The following is a 16,157-nucleotide window of genomic DNA, read 5'->3' on the forward strand; positions in this document are numbered from 1 at the left end:
ACGCAGCTCCGGTCAGGAACCTGAGGACATGAAAAAAGCGCGGCCTGGCCGCGCTTTTTCGTTGGGGGTACAGTCGCTCTCTCAGGGCGTGGGCCGGGCGGGCTCATCCCCGCGCGCCGGACGATTGCGGTTGCGCCAGTAGATGCCGGTATCGGCCACCGTGCCCATGAATTCCTTGGGATCCGTGGATTTGACCACGTAGCCATTGGCACCGAGTTCGTAGCTCTGGTTGATGTCGCGCTGGTCGTCGGAAGAAGAGAACATCACCACCGGAATGTGCGAGGTGGCGGCATTGGACTTGATGATCTTGAGGAAATCGTGGCCGCTCATCAGCGGCAGGTTCAGGTCAAGCAGGATCAGGTAGGGATGCAGATCCTTGCGGCTCGCATATTCCCCCTGGAAAAAGAATTCCTCCGCCAGCTCCGCATCGGCAAACCAGGTCAGCTTGTCAGCCAGCTTGCGGCTGCCCAGCGCCAGGCGTGTCAACTCGGCCACTTCCGGGCTGTCGTCGACGAGGATGATGTCATATTGCTCGATATCCATGGATGGATCGCTTTCTTCAATTAATTTCAAGCTGGAACACTTCTTGTCTGGATGACCACATCCCGGCCACCCTGCATCGCGTTGCTGCCGCCTGCCCCGTCCATCCCCGACGCAGCTGCGGGCAGTGCATTTCACTGCTGCCACTGCCCTGCGGCCTGGTTCCAGCCTCGGCGGTCTGCTTGAAACCAGTACCGACGCCGATCTCCGTACTGTCAGGGGATTATTGCACAGGCATTTTCAAAAAAAATCAGAAATTTCCTGAATGTGAAGATCTCTTCACTCAGGTTTTTTGTCACTTGTCCGGCGTGGCAATGCCGGTACGAATCGCATAGCGCACCAGGCCGGGCACATCGCGGATGTCCAGGCGCTCCATCAGCTGTGCCCGGTGGGTCTCGATGGTCTTGGCGCTGACGTTAAGCTGGTAGGCGATCTCCTTGGTATTGTTGCCTTCGGCAATCAACTGCAGGATTTCGCGCTGGCGCGGGGTGAGCACTTCGACCGGCGTGCCGTTTTGTGCAACACGCTTCATATAGTTATCGAGCGCCTCGCGCGAGATGTGCGAATCCAGGTACTGGCGCCCATGTTTTACTTCATACAGGGCTTTTTCCAGCTCGGTGGCGGCCGAATCCTTGAAGAGATAGCCGTTGGCGCCGGCATTCAAGGCCTGCATGACGTATTCCTCGCTGCCGTACATGGACAGCATCAGGAAGCGGATGGTCGGATACTCGCCCCGCAGGCGGCGCAGCGCTTCCAGGCCGTTCATGCCCTTCATGGCGATGTCCAGCAGCACCAGGTCGGGTTTCAGCTGCGGGATCATCTCGATGACTTCGGCACCGTCGGACGCCTCGCCCACCACCTCCACACCCGGCATGGCGGTCAGCAGTGCCTTGATGCCGCTGCGCACCAGCGCGTGGTCGTCGGCCAGCATGATTCGGGTCAGCATTTACATTCTCCTTACGATGGGGGCGACCGGCAGGTGCATGACGATTTCCGTCCCTGCGCCGGGCGCCGAAGTGATGTCCATGGAACCGCCTACCAGCACCGCCCGCTCTTCCATGTTGAGCAGGCCGAAACTGGTGCCGGAAATGGCATTGCTGCGGGCACGCTCGATGTCAAAACCTTTTCCGTCATCGCGGATGCTCAGGTACACCTGGTCCTGCTGGCGGTCGATCTTGACCCAGATGTTCTGGCACTTGGCGTGGCGCAGGATGTTGGTGACGGCTTCCTGCACGATGCGGAAGGCGGTGTTCTCGATGTCGTGGTGCAATTCTTCATCATGCCCGCTGCTCTCGAACCAGCCGTTCACGTTGGCCAGCTTGGACTTCTGCTCCACGTAGGAACGCAGGGCGGCAATCAGGCCCAGATTGTCCAGCTGCGGCGGGCGCAGGTCCAGCGACAGGCTGCGTACCTGGGCCAGCACGGCGGTGACGATGTCGATGCCGTTCTGCAGCGACGGGCCTTCCAGCGAGCCGGTCTTCTTGATGGTTTCCAGGTTGATCTTCAGGGCGGTCAGCGACTGCCCGACGTCGTCATGCAAGCCGCGCGCCAGGTGCTGGCGTTCGCGCTCCTGCACCTCGATCACGCGCGAGGACAGCAGTTGCTGGCGCTGGATCGCCAGTTCCAGTTCGCGCCGTGACTGTTCGCGCTCGGTGACGTCGATGGCCAGGCCGGCCACCATGTCGCCCTTGCCTTCCCCACTGATCGGGAAACGCACCACGTCGAGGATGCGTGCATTGTGGTTGTGGTCGAACACGGTTTCCTGGGTGTGCAGCTCGCACTTTTCTTCCAGCACCTTGCGATCGTACTCACGCGAGGCTTCGGCCCCGCCCGTGGTCATCAGCTCGGCATCGGTCATGCCATCCATGTCGTGCGGGGTCATGCCGTAGAAGGCCGACTGCGCCGGATTGACGTAGCTGTAGCGCAGCTGCGCATCCTTGATCCAGGTCGGCATGGGGGCGGCATTCATGAAGGCATTGAAGCGCGCCTGCATCTCGCGCAGGGCCTGGGCACTGGCGCGCTGCTTGCGCCGCGCCTGGGCGTCGCGCAGCTCGCGGTCAACCGCGTGCGGCAGGCGGGCGATGGCGCTTTTCAGGAAGTAATCCTGAGCACCCGCCTTCATCACTTCCACTGCCGTCTGCTCGCCGATCACGCCGGAGACGATGATGAAGGGCGTCTGGTCATTGTCGGCCTTGACCAGCTTCAAGGCTTCGACGCCGGAGAACATCGGCATCGAATAATCCGAGATGACGATGTCCCAGCGCTGCGCCTGCAGCGCCGCCAGCAGGGCCTGTTCGTCGTCGACCCGTTCCCAGGTCGGATCGAAGCCGCCGCGCTTGAGCTCACGCACCATCAGCACGGCATCTTCTTCCATGTCTTCGACGAACAGTACGCGTAGCGGAATGCTCATGGGACCTTGTTCTCCTTCAGGCTCACGGTTGAGTCGGTTCAATTCTCATCGGACGATCGGCGCGCTTCGCCCAGGCTGGGCAGCACGCCCTTGCGCGGCAACGCGAAGTAGAAGCTGGCCCCTTCCCTGGGCTTGCTCTCGGCCCAGACCCGGCCGGTGTGGCGCACCACGATGCGCTGCACCAGCGCCAGGCCAATGCCGGTGCCGGCGTATTCCTCCTGACGATGCAATCGCTGGAAGGTACCGAACAGCTTGTGCGCATAGCGCATGTCGAAGCCGACGCCGTTGTCATGGACGCCGTAGACGTATTCGTCCGCATTGGCCTGCATGGTCACGCACACGCGCGGCTGCTCGCTCTTGCTGCTGAACTTGACGGCATTGGACAGCAGGTTTTCCCATACTTGCGCGATCAGCCCGCGATTGGCGACCGCACCTTCCAGACGCGGCACGTCGAAGATCACGCCGGGGTTTTCCTGCTGCAGACCGGCGACCACCTGCGCCACCAGTTCGTCCATCGAGAAGCGCTGCAAGGTCAGTTCACCGGTGGTGGACTTGGCCAGCTTGAGCAGGTCGTTGATCAGGGCATCCATCTTGCGCACGTTGCGGCGGATCACCTGCAGCTGCTCGCGCCCCTTCTCGTCGATGGCGTGGGCGTAGTCCTCTTCGAGGATCATGGCATAGCCGGAGATGGCACGCAGCGGCGCGCGCAAGTCATGCGAGACCGAATAGGAAAAACTCTCCAGCTCCTTGTTCACGTTGTGCAGGTGCTGGGCCTGGCGCTCCAGGTCGGCATTGAGGGCCTCGATCTCTTCCTCGGCGCGCTTGCGTTCGGAGATGTCGTAGATCACGGTACGGCTGATGAGCTTGCTGTTGTCGCGGCTGGGAATGGCGGTGGCATTGACCAGCGCGGTGAATTCGCTGCCATCGGCGCGGCGGAAGTTGAGGTCGATGCCGCTGATCTCGCGCCTGAGCAGGAACTGGGGTTGCAGCTCGCGCTCGTAGCGCGCGGCGCTGGCCGGGGCCAGCAGGTCGGTCTGGGTCATGCGGCCCACCACCTGTTCGCGCGTGTAGCCCAGCCATTTCAGTTCGGTGTCGTTGATCTTGATGATGCGCTTGTCGGTCTCGTCGACCGAGTGATAGCCGCAGGGCGCGTTGTTGTAGAGATCCTCGATCTCGTCCGAATAAGCTTGTGCGCGCTGCTGGGCCTCGACCCGGCGCGACATTTCCTTGCGCAGCTTGCGGTAGACCAGCAGCAGCAAGGCAATGCTGAGCAGGCTGCCGCTGATGACCATGAAAATGGTCAGATTGGCGCTCATGGCCGTGTCATGTGAGCGTGTGGCCAACAATGCGTTCTCGTTGCCCTTCATCTGCTCAAAGCCGGTGCGGATGCGCTCACCCAGTTCCTTGCCCTCCAGCACGCGGGCGCGGCCCTCTTCCTGGCTCAGTTCCATCAGCTGGCGCGACAGCGTCAGGCGCTGCATCACCAGGTCTTCGGTCTGACTGAGCAAAACAGCCTGCCGCGGGTTGTCGCTCAGCAGGCGGCGCAAATCCTGCAGCAGTGCGTTGACATGACGCACCCCCGTCTCGAAATTGTTGCGGTATTCCTGCTCACCCGAAAGCGCAAAGCCGCGCGAACTGCTGACTGCGTCGCGCAGGGCCGAGTTGGCTTCTTCCAGCTTGTTGAGCACCGTGTAGCTATGCTGCAGCCAGACGGCACGCCGCTCGAAGTCACGCACGCTGTGGTACGAAAAAGCTGCCACGCCCAGTGAGAGCAACAGGGCCAGCAGAAAGAAAATGCCGGTGCTGGCGCGGGCCAGTCCGCTTTGTCTGGTTATCGGCATGGTTCACGTTTCATTGGTCTGCCAGTCACGCTTCCGGCTTGCGAGCCGGTTACCCGACCACCTGCCCGAATGCAGCACGCCTTGAGCAGGCTGCTCGGGTATTCATACTGTGTGTTGCCGGGAACCGCGCATGCACACGCACCTGGATGCGGCGTAGCCATTCCCCCCCGCAGCAGCCCGGCCAACCTGTCTGCGCCAGGGTGGTGAGGGGGCGGCTGAAGTGTCTCCTTGCTGCCTGTCCCGATACCGGAATACGGCCTATCCGATATCAACTGTTTTCTTTCTGTCAGCAAATGGAACCAACATCTTCAAATTCGTGGAAAACGCTGTTGCGCAAATGCGCCATGCGATGCGCATCAAGCCCAGCTATCCGGCATTTTCCTATTGTTTATTCGAATTAATTCTATAATAGATTCCGATATTTACCCGTTTTTTCCGGGCTTGGGCCCGAGCTCTGCCGGCGCGTATTTCGATGAAAAATTCACATTCCCTGCTTCTGGCTGCCGGCCTCCTGAGTTGCATCAATCTGGATGCACTGGCTGTTTCCTCCACCGGCAACCTGGAAATTTCAGCCATCGTCCCCTCACAATGCGCGGTCCAGAGCGCCGCCCTGCCCTTCGGCAGCTATGCAGCCAGCGCCCTGCAGCAGAATGCGCAGATCGGCGTGGCTTGTTCCAACGGCACCAGCTACACCGTGAGCCTGGATGCCGGCACCGGCAGCGGTGCCAACGTCGCCACGCGCAAGCTGAGCACTGCCGATGGCCTCAATACCCTCAACTACGGCCTGTATCAGGATGCTGCGCGCACCCGTTCCTGGGGCAACAGCACTGGCAGCGATACAGTGGCCGGGGTGGGCAACGGCAGCAACCAGAACATCCCGGTCTACGGCTACATCCCGGGTGGCCAGACCGCCCGTGCGGGCAGCTACAGCGACGTGGTGGCCATCACCCTGTCCTATTGATTCGGAGAACGCCGGCGCAGCGCCGGCAGGCCAACACAATGGCGCGGACTCCTCACGGAGACGCGCCATTTTTCTTGCCCGCACCGCTGTCGCTGGCGCCACCAAGTTACTGATGAGCAAATTTTTTGTTGATTGTTGATCACATTCTGTGGCTGGCTTGCAACTTTCTTCACACTTTTTGACCAGTTCCGTTTTAATCTAGCAAAAAACTGACAACGATCTGACAACCAGAGTGGAGATGTCGCAGCGTGACGAGATCAGCATCCATAGGGGGGCAGCTGGTGCGCGTAATGGCGCTGGCTTGCCTGGCAAGTGCGGGGGGATGGCAGGCGGCCCACGCGTCCAATTTCGAGATCGCTCCGGTGGTGCTGGAGCTGTCGTCCTCGCGCACGGCCGGCGTGATCAAGATCGTCAACAACGACAATCACAATGTCTCCCTGCAACTGCGCGCCTATGACTGGCAGCAGGCCGACAGCAAGGATGAGCTGCAACCCACGCAGAACCTGATCCTCAGTCCCCCCGTATTCAATCTGGCCCCCGGTGCCTCGCAAGTGATCCGGGTGGTGGCCAAACAGCCTGCCGCGCCGACCGAGATCGCCTATCGCCTGCTGATCGATGAAATCCCCGCCGCCACCGAGGGAGCCACCATCAATTTCAAATTCCGCATTTCCATGCCGGTGTTCATCGCACCGTCCACCGCGCCCAAGGCCCAGCTGGAGTATCAGCTGCGCGCCGGCAAGCCCTTGCGCCTGCTGGTCGAAAACAGCGGCAACCGCCGCGCACGCCTGCTGGACCTGGCGCTGACGCTGCCCAATGGCAAGAAACTGAGCGCGCCGGGCGGGGGCAATCCCTACACCCTGGCCGGCATCACCCGGCAATACCTGATCGAGAGCGACACCCCGCTTGCCGTGGGCAGCCGAGTCAAGCTGACTGCCAACAGCGATGCCGGGCCGATTGATGCCGAACTCACCGTGGCACCTTGATTCGCACGGCACGCTGGTTTGCTTCCCTCCTCCTGGCCGGGTGCCTGGCCATGGTGGCGCTGGCGCGGGCTGCCGAGCCGGGTGACGAGATCCTGTTGCTGGAGGTTTCCATCAACGGACGCAACACCAGCCTGGTAGCGCAGTTCACGCGCCGCCAGCAGGCACTGTATGCCACGGCATCGGAACTGCGCAGCCTCAAGCTGCGCGTCGATGGCGCGGATGAGGAGCTGATCGCCCTGCGCGCCCTCACGACGGCAGTCGACCTCGACGAGGCCGGTGCCAAGATCAACCTGATGGTCCCGGCCCGTTTCATGAACACCACTGACATCGACGCCGCCAGCATCGCCAGCAAGGTCCCCCTGTCACCCGGCGGACAGGGGCTGGTGCTGAACTACGACCTGCTGGCGTCCAGCAGCCAGAACCAGCACGCGCTGGGCGGACTGTTCGATGCGCGCTGGTTCTCCGGCAGCAGCGTGTTCAGCTCTACCGGGCTGGGCTATACCGGCAATAGCGGCGGGGTGTCGGCCCGGCTGGAATCGACCTACACCTATTCGGACCCGGCCACGCTCACCCGCTATCGCCTGGGCGATGTCATCAACAGCAGCCTGGCCTGGAGCCGCTCGGTGCGTCTGGGCGGTTTCCAGTACGCATCGGATTTCAACCTGCGGCCGGACCTGGTGCGTTTTCCCACGCCGTCGCTGGGCGGCGAAACGGTAGTCCCTTCGACCGTCGACCTGTTCGTCAACGGCGTGCGCCAGCTCTCGCAGCCGGTGCCGCCCGGTCCCTTCGAGATCCGCCAGCCGCCCATCGCCAGCGGAGCCGGCCAGATCGCCGTGGCGGTGACTGACGAACTGGGGCGGCAGACCTTCCGCACCATCAACTTCTACGCCACCGACCGGCTGCTGAAACCGGGACTGTCGTCCTATTCGGCCGAAGGCGGCTGGGTGCGGCGCAATTACGGTCTGCGCAGCAATGACTATGGACAGTTCGCTCTCTCCGGCACGGCACGCCATGGGATGAGCGACTGGCTCACCCTGGAAGGGCATGCCGAAGCCATGCGCAGTCTCAAGCTGGCCGGCGGCGGCGCGGTCTTCAACCTGGGCAATCGCGCGGTGTTGGCCAGCTCGCTGGCGGCCAGCAGCAGCGAGGGCAATTCCGGCCAGCAAGTCTCGCTGGCCATCGAGCGCAATGCCGATCCGGTCAGCCTGTCGCTGTCGCGCACGCAATCCACGCGGGGCTATCAGGATATCGGTGCGCTGCAGGGGGCCCCGGTCTCGCGCAGCGCCACGCTGGCGACGCTGGGCCTGAACCTGCGTGAATACGGCTCGCTGAGCATGGCCTATGCACGCAGCAAGAGTCCGCTGCTGTTCACCGACCTCGGCACCAGCAATCTGGCAGACAGCGAGACCGTGACGGTGACCTGGTTCAAATCGGTCGGCAACACGTCCAATTTCTATCTCACGGCCTATCGCGACTTTCGCAGCAGCGGCTACGGTGCCACCATCGGGCTGATCATCCCCTTCGGCGGCCGCGACGTGGCCGGGGCCAGCGTGAGCAACAACAACGGCCAGCGTACCAGCACGCTGCAAGCCAGCCGCTCGACGGTGGCCATCGGCGATCTCGGCTGGCAATTGCAGGATACCGAGGGCAGCTATCGGCAGCGCATCGGCCAGCTCAACTACAAGAGCCGCTACGGCAGCGTCAGCGCGGCAGCCTCGCAATCGAACGGTGCCACCAGCCAGCGCCTGGGTGCGCGCGGTGCGCTGGCCTTCATGGATGGCAGCGCCTTCGCCACCGACTGGATCGAGGACAGCTTCGCGGTGGTCAATGCCAGCGGGGTCAAGAATGTCGGCATCTACAACGAAAATCGCTACGCCGGCCGCACCGACGACAACGGCCAGTTGCTGCTGACCGACCTGCGCGCCTATGACGTCAACAAGATCTCGGTGGACGTGCTGGACCTGCCGCTGACCCTGCAACTGGACCAGTCGGACCAATACGTGAAGCCGCGCGACCGCTCCGGTGTGGTGGTGCATTTCAACGCCCGGCGCGCCTCGGACGTAACCATCATCCTCAAGGACGCCGCGGGGGAATTCATCCCGCTCGGCTCCTCCATCCGCGTGCGCGAGAGCGGCCTGCAGGCACCGGTCGGCTATGACGGCGTGAGCTATCTGCAGGAACTGGGGCCGGTCAACACGCTGGACGTACTGCTGCCGTCCGGAGCCCGCTGCCAGGCCATGCTGACGCCGCCGGCACGCAGCGAAGGTGGCATGAGCAATGAAATCGTGACCTGCCGTTGAAGGGCGGCCTGCATCGTGGAGAGCACATGAAGAACACTATCCATTCCGTGTCCCTGGCTGCGCTGGCGCTGCTCATCGCATTGGCCGCTGGTCCGGCGCAGGCCCAGCAACTCTGCTCGGCGGCGTCCAACCCGGTGTCCTTCGGCCTCTACGATCCGCAGTCCAGCAGCAGCCTCGACAACACCGGCAACATCACCGTCACCTGCCAGGCAACCGCCTCGCTGCTGATCGCCTATACCGTCAAGCTCAGTGCCGGCAGCAGCGGTGCCTATGCCCAGCGCAAGATGCTCAGCGGTGCCAACAGCCTCAACTACCAGGCATATCGCGACGCCGCGCACACCTCCGTGTGGGGCGATGGTTCCTCCAGCACCAGTTTCATCAGCGACGGCTACCTGCTTCAGGTCCTCACGCCGGTGAGCAGGACCTACACCGTCTACGGACGCATACCGGGCAGCCAGAACGTCAAGGCTGGCAGCTATCTGGATACGCTGACGGTGCTCATCACCTACTGAGCGGATCCGGCAAAGTGGCTGGAGAACTGCTGATGAGCTTGATAAACGTTCTCGTTGCGATTCAGGTTTTCCCTGACGAAAATTGACAGGGTGATAGGGAATAGCCGGATGCCTGATACGGGCTGCGGAAATTAAAGTATCTCCATACCAACGCTGCACAGGGAAGTTCTTGCAAGGGGCGAGGACGGGGCAGCCAGACCAGGAGAAACAAAATGTTCTTCATCAAGAAAAATCGCATCGTCGCTGCTTCCATCGCTGCTGTCGTGCTGGCTTCCAGCGCACCGGCTTCCTTCGCCGCCACTGCCAGTGGCACGCTGACCATCAGCGCCTCGGTGGTCGCCGCCTGCACCGTGGTCGGTTCGGCCATCGCCTTTGGCGCCTACACCCAGAGCGTGGTCAACCAGTCCGGCACCATCACCGTGCTGTGCACCAACGGCACGGCCTACAACGTTGGTCTGGACGCCGGTACCGGCACCGGTGCCAGCGTGAGCAACCGCAAGATGAGCGCAGCCGGCGGCGGCACCCTGAACTATGCGCTGTACCGCGATTCGGCCCGCAGCAACAACTGGGGTTCGACCATCGGCACCGATACCCTGACCGGCACCGGTTCCGGCCTGACCCAGACCCTGACCGTCTACGGCCAGATCCCGGCGGCCCAGACGCCGCTGGCAGGTTCCTACTCGGATACCGTGACCGTGACGCTGACCTACTGAACTACGGAAGTATTCAAGGATGGAAGGCTGACAGGATGGCCTGACGCGCTTTTGACACAAGGATTGCACTGCAAGCATTGCGCTGCAGCTTGACGATCCTGCAAGACGCGGACTACAACATCAGCTGCGATGCATACCGGGGAAACCGGAGGGGGTGGGCGGTGTACTTCATGATGAAGTACACCGTTTTTTTTTCATCCGCCAAGTCGTGGTTTGGCGCGTCGGCCTGATGCGTTCATGCCGGGAATACGGACTGCACCAGCGCCGCCTGCTGGGCATAGTGGCGGGCCTTGGACGCCGTCGGACCGGCATCGGTATCCGGCCGTGTTACGGCTCGCAGACGCACCTGCAACGGCAAGGCCGCTTCGATGGCATCCCGCACGCACAGCCAGGCCCCCTGCTTGCTCTCTTCCTCCTGTACCCAGATCACTTCCTCCAGCTGCGGATAGCTGCGCAAGACAGCACCCAGCCTGTCTTCGGGGAAGGGATGCAACTGCTCCACGGTCAGCAGGACAGTGCGCGTGTCGCCCGCCTTGCGGCGGCCGTCGGCCAGGTCGTAGCAGACCTTGCCACTGCACAAGACCACCCGCTGCACCTGTGCGGGCGGCGGCGCATCGGCATCCTCCACCAGGGGTTGGAAGTCCCCTTGCAACAGGGCCGACAAGGGCGACTGCGAACGCACTTCGCCATGCAGCATCGATTTGGGCGTGAAGACCACCAGCGGACGGTCGCCCTGCAGTGCCTGCTGACGCAGCAGGTGGAACCACTGCGCCGAACTGGACGGATACGCCACGCGCATGTTCTCCTGCGCGCACAGCAGCAGCATGCGGCTGAGGTAGCCGGTCGAGTGCTCCGGCCCCACGCCTTCATAGCCGTGCGGCAGCAACACGGTCAGCGCGGAGGGGTAGCCCCATTTGCCGCGACCGGAGGCGATGAACTGGTCGATCATGATCTGGGCACCGTTGACGAAGTCGCCGAACTGGGCCTCCCAGATGACCATCGTACCGGGCCCCGCCTGTACGCTGAATCCATATTCGAAGCCAACCACTGCCTCTTCACTCAGCGGTGAATTGACCACCTCCAGCGCCGTACCGGGCGCAGCCACCTGGCGCAGGGGCCAGAAGGCCTGCTGCACGCCTTGCGCCGCGTCGATCGCATGCCAGACGGCGTGGCGCTGCATGAAGGTGCCACGTTGCACATCCATACCGGAAATGCGCAGCCCCTGCCCTTCCCACAGCAAGGAGGCATAGGCCATGTTTTCGGCGAAATTCCAGCTGCACGCGTGATCGCTGGCGCTGACGCTGTCCTGCCACTGCGCAATCAGTCGCGTGACTGCAGGATGTGCAGCAAAGCCTTCCGGCAAGCGCGTCATGCGTTCCACGAACTGGCGCAGGCGCAGCAGGTCCGGCGCGTCGGGCTTGACGGCCAAGGCGGGTGCCCTCCGTTGCGCCGCCGGGGCGGATGGACGACTGTTGCGGAAGCTTGCGAGCACTTGCTGGCTGCTCACCGCCAGCAGCGTCGCGCCGTCGTCCGAACCGGGCCACCCGGCCTGGGCATAGAGCTGCGTGACCGGCGGATGCTTGTCGATGAAACCGTGCAGCAGGGGCTGGGTCACGGTCGCCGTATCCTGTTCCGCATGCCCCCAGCGACGATAGCCGACCAGATCGATCACCACATCGGCGCCAAACTGCATGCGATAGTCGAAAGCGATCCGCGCGGCACGCAGTACCGCCTCCGGCTGGTCGGCGTTGACGTGCAGCACTGGCGCGCCGACGATGCGGGCGATGTCGGTGCAGTAGCCATGATTGAGGGGATCAAGCGGATTGGGCGTGGTGAAGCCGATCTGGTTGTTGACGATCACGTGGACCGTGCCGCCCACGCTGTAACCCGGATGCAGGGACAGCTTGAGCGACTCCATCACCACGCCCTGGCCGCAGAAGGCAGCATCGCCATGGATCACCACCGAGGCCGGCATGGGTGATTGCGGATGCGCACTGCGGTAGCCGCGCACCATGCCCAGCAGCACCGGATAGGCGCTTTCCAGATGGGAGGGATTGTGCGCCATGAACAGGCCCAGCTGACCATGGGCGGTGGTGCGCACGGTCTCGGCCCCCAGATGGTAAGGCAGATCCACTGCGCCGGCTGCTGCTGCGGTCGTGCTCGTCGCGTCGAAATACGCCACGATATCGGCCGCCGGCATCTGCATCAGGTTCACCAGCAGGTTGAGACGGCCGCGATGCGGCATGGCCAGGAACAATTGCTCCAGCTGATAGAAACTGCTGCGCTCGGCCAGCGCATCCATCAGTACCAGCAGCGCTTCGCAGCCTTCCAGCGAAAAGCGCTTGGCGTGCGGATAATCTTGCTGCAGGTAGTGCTCCCACTGTTCGGCGGCAGCCAGCCGGGCCAGGATGGCGGCGCGCTCGGCAGTTGCAGGATCGGCCCCCGGGTCGCGCGCGGCCAGGCGTGCAAACAGCCACTGGCGGCGGGACTCATCACGTACGCCACTGGCATCGAGGCCGAGCGGGCCGCAATACAGCCGACTCAGAAAATGCGTCAATTCCTTCACATTGGTGAGGCCGAGCCCCTCCAGAAAGCGGTGCTGGCCCAGCGCCAGGTCCTCATCCTTCAGATCGTGGTGTTGGGGCAGCAAGGCAGGGATCTCGGGCACCGAGAGCGTGCCCAGAGGATCGATGTCAGCGATCCGGTAGCCCTCATGGCGATAGGCCTCGATGAAGGATTGTATGCGGGCGTGGGCCAGGGCCTGGCGCGCATCGGACGTCTGCTCGGTGCTGCCGGCGGGGGAATGGTGGAGCGTCATGGCTAACCTTTCGGGGCTGGGTCGGGGGCGGACTGCGTGCAGCGCCCTGAGCAGCGGCGACGCACGCAACGGACGTGTCCGCTCCTGCCAGCCGGCTGCCAGGCCTTTTCAGGCCGGGTGCGGCAGCAGCGTGCAGGGGGACACTTTGTTGTTGTCGCGCCCGGCGTGACGAAGCGGGCGCGGTCTCCTCGCAGATACCGGTTCAGGCGGCAGGCACGCCGCCCGGGTGAAGCATCAGCCCTGGATCAGCGACAGCTCGGGCTGGATGACCTTTTCGCGCGGACCTTTGCGCGGGGAAGCGGCATGGCCGCCAGCCTGGCCGTTGGCCAGCAACTCGCTGAGCCGGAAGCGGCCCATCAGCGCCGACAGCTGCTCGGCCTGGGATTGCAGTGCCTGGGAAGCGGCCGCATTCTGTTCCACCAGGGCCGAGTTTTCCTGGGTCATCTGGTCCATCTGGCTGATGGCCTGGTTGATCTGCTCGATGCCCTCGCTTTGCTCCTTGCTGGAGGCGCTGATATCGGTGATGAGGTCGGTGGCGTGCTTGATGCTGGCGATGACTTCATCGATGGTGGCGACGGTCTGCTCGACGATGCTGCTGCCGGCCTTCACATGACCGACCGAGCCTTCGATGAGCGACTTGATTTCCTTGGCGGCCACGGCACTGCGCTGAGCCAGGCCGCGCACTTCGCTGGCCACCACCGCAAAGCCACGTCCGTGCTCGCCGGCGCGGGCCGCTTCCACGGCCGCGTTCAGCGCCAGCAGGTTGGTCTGGAAGGCGATGCCATCGATGACCGTGATGATGTCGGCGATCTTGCCGGAGGAGGTGCTGATGGCGGTCATGATGTTGACCACCTGCTCCACCGAGGCACCACCGCGTACCGCGACATCCGAGGCGGAGACTGCCAGTTCGCTGGCCTGGCGAGCATTGTCGGCATTCTGGCGCACGGCCGAGGTCAGCTGCTCCATGGCGGAAGCGGTTTCTTCCAGCGAGCTGGCCTGCTGTTCGGTGCGATCCGACAGGCTCAGGTTGCCTTGCGCCAGTTCGCGCGCGGCCATGTCGATGGCGGAGGTGCCATTGCGCACGTTGGAGACGGTATCGTGCAGGTTATCGCTCATGTGCTGCAGCGCCTGCAGCAGGCGGCTGATCTCGTCCTTGCCGGCAGCGTTGAGGCGATAGGACAGGTCGCCCTGGGCCACCGCTTCGGCCAGCACCACGGCGTGGCGCACGGGGGCGGTGATGGAGCGCGTGATGAGCACGCCAATCACCGACGCCAGTACCACGGCCACGGCGGCCAGCACGATCATCTGGATCACGGCCAGGTGGCCGTCCTCGGCGACCTGGCGGGAATCTTCGACCATTTCCTGGGCCAGCGAATTGACCATCTTGTCGACCATGACGAAGTACTCCGTCTGCAGGCGCGCCAGATCGCCCTGGAAGAGCGTGGTCGCCTCGGCGCGTTCGCCGGTCTTCATCAATTCGAAGAACTTGCGCACGGCCACGCCGTAGGCCGAGCGGGCGGTAGTCTGCTCGGCGTAGAGCGCTTTGGTCTTGTCGGAATCGAGCATGCCTTCGAGCTGCTTGTAGGCCTCGGTGTTGGCCTTTCGCAGGCCGTCGTATTCACCCATGTACTTCGCCGAAGCCTCGGGCGTGGTCGCCAGCAGGATGTTGGACAGCACCGCATTGGCCTTGTAGCCATTGTTCTTGATCTGGTTGCTCAAGGCGATGAGCTGGTACTTCTCGTTGACGATGCTGTTGATTTCAGCGTTGTTGGAAGACTGGTTCCTGACACCGACCATGGCCGTCACCATGATCAGCAGCAAGACTACTGCAAAAGCGCCGCCCAGGCGGACGCCAATGTTGAAATTGGCGAGCTTCATCGCTACCCCCTTGTTTGTCCCATTTGATGCCCACGTGCAGGCCCTGGCTGGACGACTTTGTCCCGAGTCGTCGCTGATTGCCCTGCGTGCCCATGACACTGCACCACTTTGCGAATCCGCAATGCGTCTCTTGGGTTCTCTTCACATCTTTGGGGAGCGGCTTGTGCCCTTCTTCCTCGGCCTGCTTGCAGGGGCCGGGTTCCCTCAAAAACATTGTTTGCCCCGGGCTATGCCGGTCTCCTGTTTTTTGAGAAATTGCAAATTCCGGTTCAGTGTAAACATTTCCGCGCGGAAAAGTACTTGAAAATCACATTTATTTGACTCCTGTCGCGTAATTTTGTCAGGAGAGGGAAATAAAGCCAGTGGGTGAGAAATGATGAGTGGAGTGAAGCTTTTCGCTGCGCAAAAACAAAAACGCCCCGTTCTTGCGAACGAGGCGTTTTATTTGGCGGAGCGGACGGGGCTCTCCTACACAAGCGCAGGCCGCGGAATCGCTTGCAAGCGATTCCCTTCTCGCCCCGCCGGGAGCCGCGCAGGCGGCTCCCTCCGCTCCGCATGTTTTTGCTGCGCAAAAACAAAAACGCCCCGTTCTTGCGAACGAGGCGTTTTATTTGGCGGAGCGGACGGGGCTCGAACCCGCGACCCCCGGCGTGACAGGCCGGTATTCTAACCAACTGAACTACCGCTCCTAAACTGGTGCTGACTGCAAGATGCTGGTGGGCGCTGAGAGGCTCGAACTCCCGACCTAAGCCTTGTAAGGGCTCCGCTCTACCAACTGAGCTAAGCGCCCCGGCAAACTTGTCAGTCTCGTTGCTTTGTTACCTCAGCAACGAAAGAACATTATTTTATAGCATCTTTTAAAGCTTTGCCAGCTTTAAATTTAGGAACCTTGGATGCCTTGATTTTCAGGGCAGCGCCCGTCTGAGGATTGCGGCCCGTACGCGCCGCACGCTTGCCCACCGCAAAAGTGCCGAAACCCACCAGGGTAACCGTGCCATTCTTCTTCAGCGTGGTCTTCACAGCACCAATGAATGCGTCTACTGCTCGTCCTGCTGCTGCCTTGGAGATGTCTGCCTCGCCGGCAATGTGCTCAATCAGTTCGCCTTTATTCACTTACGCCCCTCGAACGAGTTTCTGGTTTGTTTGATTTCAAACGACGGTGCTTCGGCTCCAACACAGCGCGACAGAGCCCTCCTCACCA

Annotated in this window: 12 protein-coding genes and 2 tRNA genes; 5 read left to right on the forward strand and 9 right to left on the reverse strand. The window is 62.5% G+C overall.

Going from position 1 to position 16,157, the window contains the following annotated elements; all coding sequences use genetic code 11:
- Positions 1-81 precede the first annotated feature (81 nt).
- From J2X56_RS04500 to J2X56_RS04515, 4 genes are all read right to left on the reverse strand, one after another.
- Positions 82-543: a response regulator gene (locus J2X56_RS04500; protein ID WP_121045665.1), complete on the reverse strand. Its 462-nt coding sequence runs from the start codon at positions 541-543 to the stop codon at positions 82-84.
- A 292-nt stretch (positions 544-835) separates the two neighbouring features.
- Positions 836-1,486, reverse strand: a complete 651-nt coding sequence (locus tag J2X56_RS04505; protein ID WP_008329401.1) for a response regulator transcription factor — start codon at positions 1,484-1,486, stop codon at positions 836-838.
- Positions 1,487-2,950, reverse strand: a complete 1,464-nt coding sequence (locus tag J2X56_RS04510) for an ATP-binding protein (RefSeq protein ID WP_034334328.1) — start codon at positions 2,948-2,950, stop codon at positions 1,487-1,489. It abuts the gene before it with no gap.
- Positions 2,951-2,988: 38 nt separating this feature from the next.
- Positions 2,989-4,791, reverse strand: coding sequence for a CHASE3 domain-containing protein (locus tag J2X56_RS04515; protein WP_121045666.1), 1,803 nt, complete (start codon positions 4,789-4,791; stop codon positions 2,989-2,991).
- A gap of 472 nt (positions 4,792-5,263) precedes the next feature.
- On the opposite strand from J2X56_RS04515, the gene J2X56_RS04520 reads away from it, so the two are divergent.
- The 5 genes from J2X56_RS04520 to J2X56_RS04540 all read left to right on the forward strand — a co-directional run bounded on the left by J2X56_RS04520 (position 5,264) and on the right by J2X56_RS04540 (position 10,260).
- Entirely contained in the window at positions 5,264-5,752 is a 489-nt protein-coding gene (locus tag J2X56_RS04520; RefSeq protein ID WP_134136502.1) for a spore coat U domain-containing protein, read from the forward strand.
- 248 nt (positions 5,753-6,000) lie between these two features.
- A complete protein-coding gene (locus J2X56_RS04525) occupies positions 6,001-6,735 on the forward strand; it encodes a molecular chaperone (protein ID WP_227022720.1) in 735 nt (244 codons plus the stop codon).
- The gene (locus J2X56_RS04530) at positions 6,732-9,035 is read left to right on the forward strand and encodes a fimbria/pilus outer membrane usher protein (RefSeq protein ID WP_227022721.1); all 2,304 of its coding nucleotides are present in this window, start codon (positions 6,732-6,734) and stop codon (positions 9,033-9,035) included. The genes J2X56_RS04525 and J2X56_RS04530 overlap by 4 nt, the downstream gene beginning before the upstream one ends.
- Before the next feature lie 26 nt (positions 9,036-9,061).
- Positions 9,062-9,547, forward strand: a complete 486-nt coding sequence (locus tag J2X56_RS04535) for a spore coat U domain-containing protein (RefSeq protein WP_121045669.1) — start codon at positions 9,062-9,064, stop codon at positions 9,545-9,547.
- 212 nt (positions 9,548-9,759) lie between these two features.
- Entirely contained in the window at positions 9,760-10,260 is a 501-nt protein-coding gene (locus tag J2X56_RS04540) for a spore coat U domain-containing protein (protein WP_039787206.1), read from the forward strand.
- Between the two features lie 235 nt (positions 10,261-10,495).
- Here J2X56_RS04540 and J2X56_RS04545 read toward each other — a convergent pair whose 3' ends face one another.
- The 5 genes from J2X56_RS04545 to J2X56_RS04565 all read right to left on the reverse strand — a co-directional run bounded on the left by J2X56_RS04545 (position 10,496) and on the right by J2X56_RS04565 (position 16,069).
- Positions 10,496-13,078 (reverse strand): 2-oxoglutarate dehydrogenase E1 component, encoded by a 2,583-nt coding sequence (locus tag J2X56_RS04545; RefSeq protein ID WP_209569645.1) that lies wholly within the window; start codon positions 13,076-13,078, stop codon positions 10,496-10,498.
- A gap of 234 nt (positions 13,079-13,312) precedes the next feature.
- A complete protein-coding gene (locus J2X56_RS04550; protein WP_121045671.1) occupies positions 13,313-14,956 on the reverse strand; it encodes a methyl-accepting chemotaxis protein in 1,644 nt (547 codons plus the stop codon).
- A 612-nt stretch (positions 14,957-15,568) separates the two neighbouring features.
- Positions 15,569-15,645: transfer RNA gene (locus J2X56_RS04555), tRNA-Asp, on the reverse strand.
- A gap of 25 nt (positions 15,646-15,670) precedes the next feature.
- Positions 15,671-15,746 (reverse strand) — tRNA-Val (locus tag J2X56_RS04560).
- Between the two features lie 50 nt (positions 15,747-15,796).
- Positions 15,797-16,069: an HU family DNA-binding protein gene (locus J2X56_RS04565; protein WP_008329418.1), complete on the reverse strand. Its 273-nt coding sequence runs from the start codon at positions 16,067-16,069 to the stop codon at positions 15,797-15,799.
- Between the last annotated feature and the right edge of the window lie 88 nt (positions 16,070-16,157).

This window comes from Herbaspirillum sp. 1173, from assembly GCF_031455335.1.
GTDB lineage: Bacteria > Pseudomonadota > Gammaproteobacteria > Burkholderiales > Burkholderiaceae_D > Herbaspirillum > Herbaspirillum huttiense.

Coding starts and splice junctions, on each gene's coding strand:
- J2X56_RS04515 (WP_121045666.1), bottom strand. CDS start 4,791: ATGCCGATAACCAGACAAAGCGGACTGGCCCGCGCCAGCACCGGCATT.
- J2X56_RS04520 (WP_134136502.1), top strand. CDS start 5,264: ATGAAAAATTCACATTCCCTGCTTCTGGCTGCCGGCCTCCTGAGTTGC.
- J2X56_RS04510 (WP_034334328.1), bottom strand. CDS start 2,950: ATGAGCATTCCGCTACGCGTACTGTTCGTCGAAGACATGGAAGAAGAT.
- J2X56_RS04505 (WP_008329401.1), bottom strand. CDS start 1,486: ATGCTGACCCGAATCATGCTGGCCGACGACCACGCGCTGGTGCGCAGC.
- J2X56_RS04540 (WP_039787206.1), top strand. CDS start 9,760: ATGTTCTTCATCAAGAAAAATCGCATCGTCGCTGCTTCCATCGCTGCT.
- J2X56_RS04545 (WP_209569645.1), bottom strand. CDS start 13,078: ATGACGCTCCACCATTCCCCCGCCGGCAGCACCGAGCAGACGTCCGAT.
- J2X56_RS04500 (WP_121045665.1), bottom strand. CDS start 543: ATGGATATCGAGCAATATGACATCATCCTCGTCGACGACAGCCCGGAA.
- J2X56_RS04535 (WP_121045669.1), top strand. CDS start 9,062: ATGAAGAACACTATCCATTCCGTGTCCCTGGCTGCGCTGGCGCTGCTC.
- J2X56_RS04550 (WP_121045671.1), bottom strand. CDS start 14,956: ATGAAGCTCGCCAATTTCAACATTGGCGTCCGCCTGGGCGGCGCTTTT.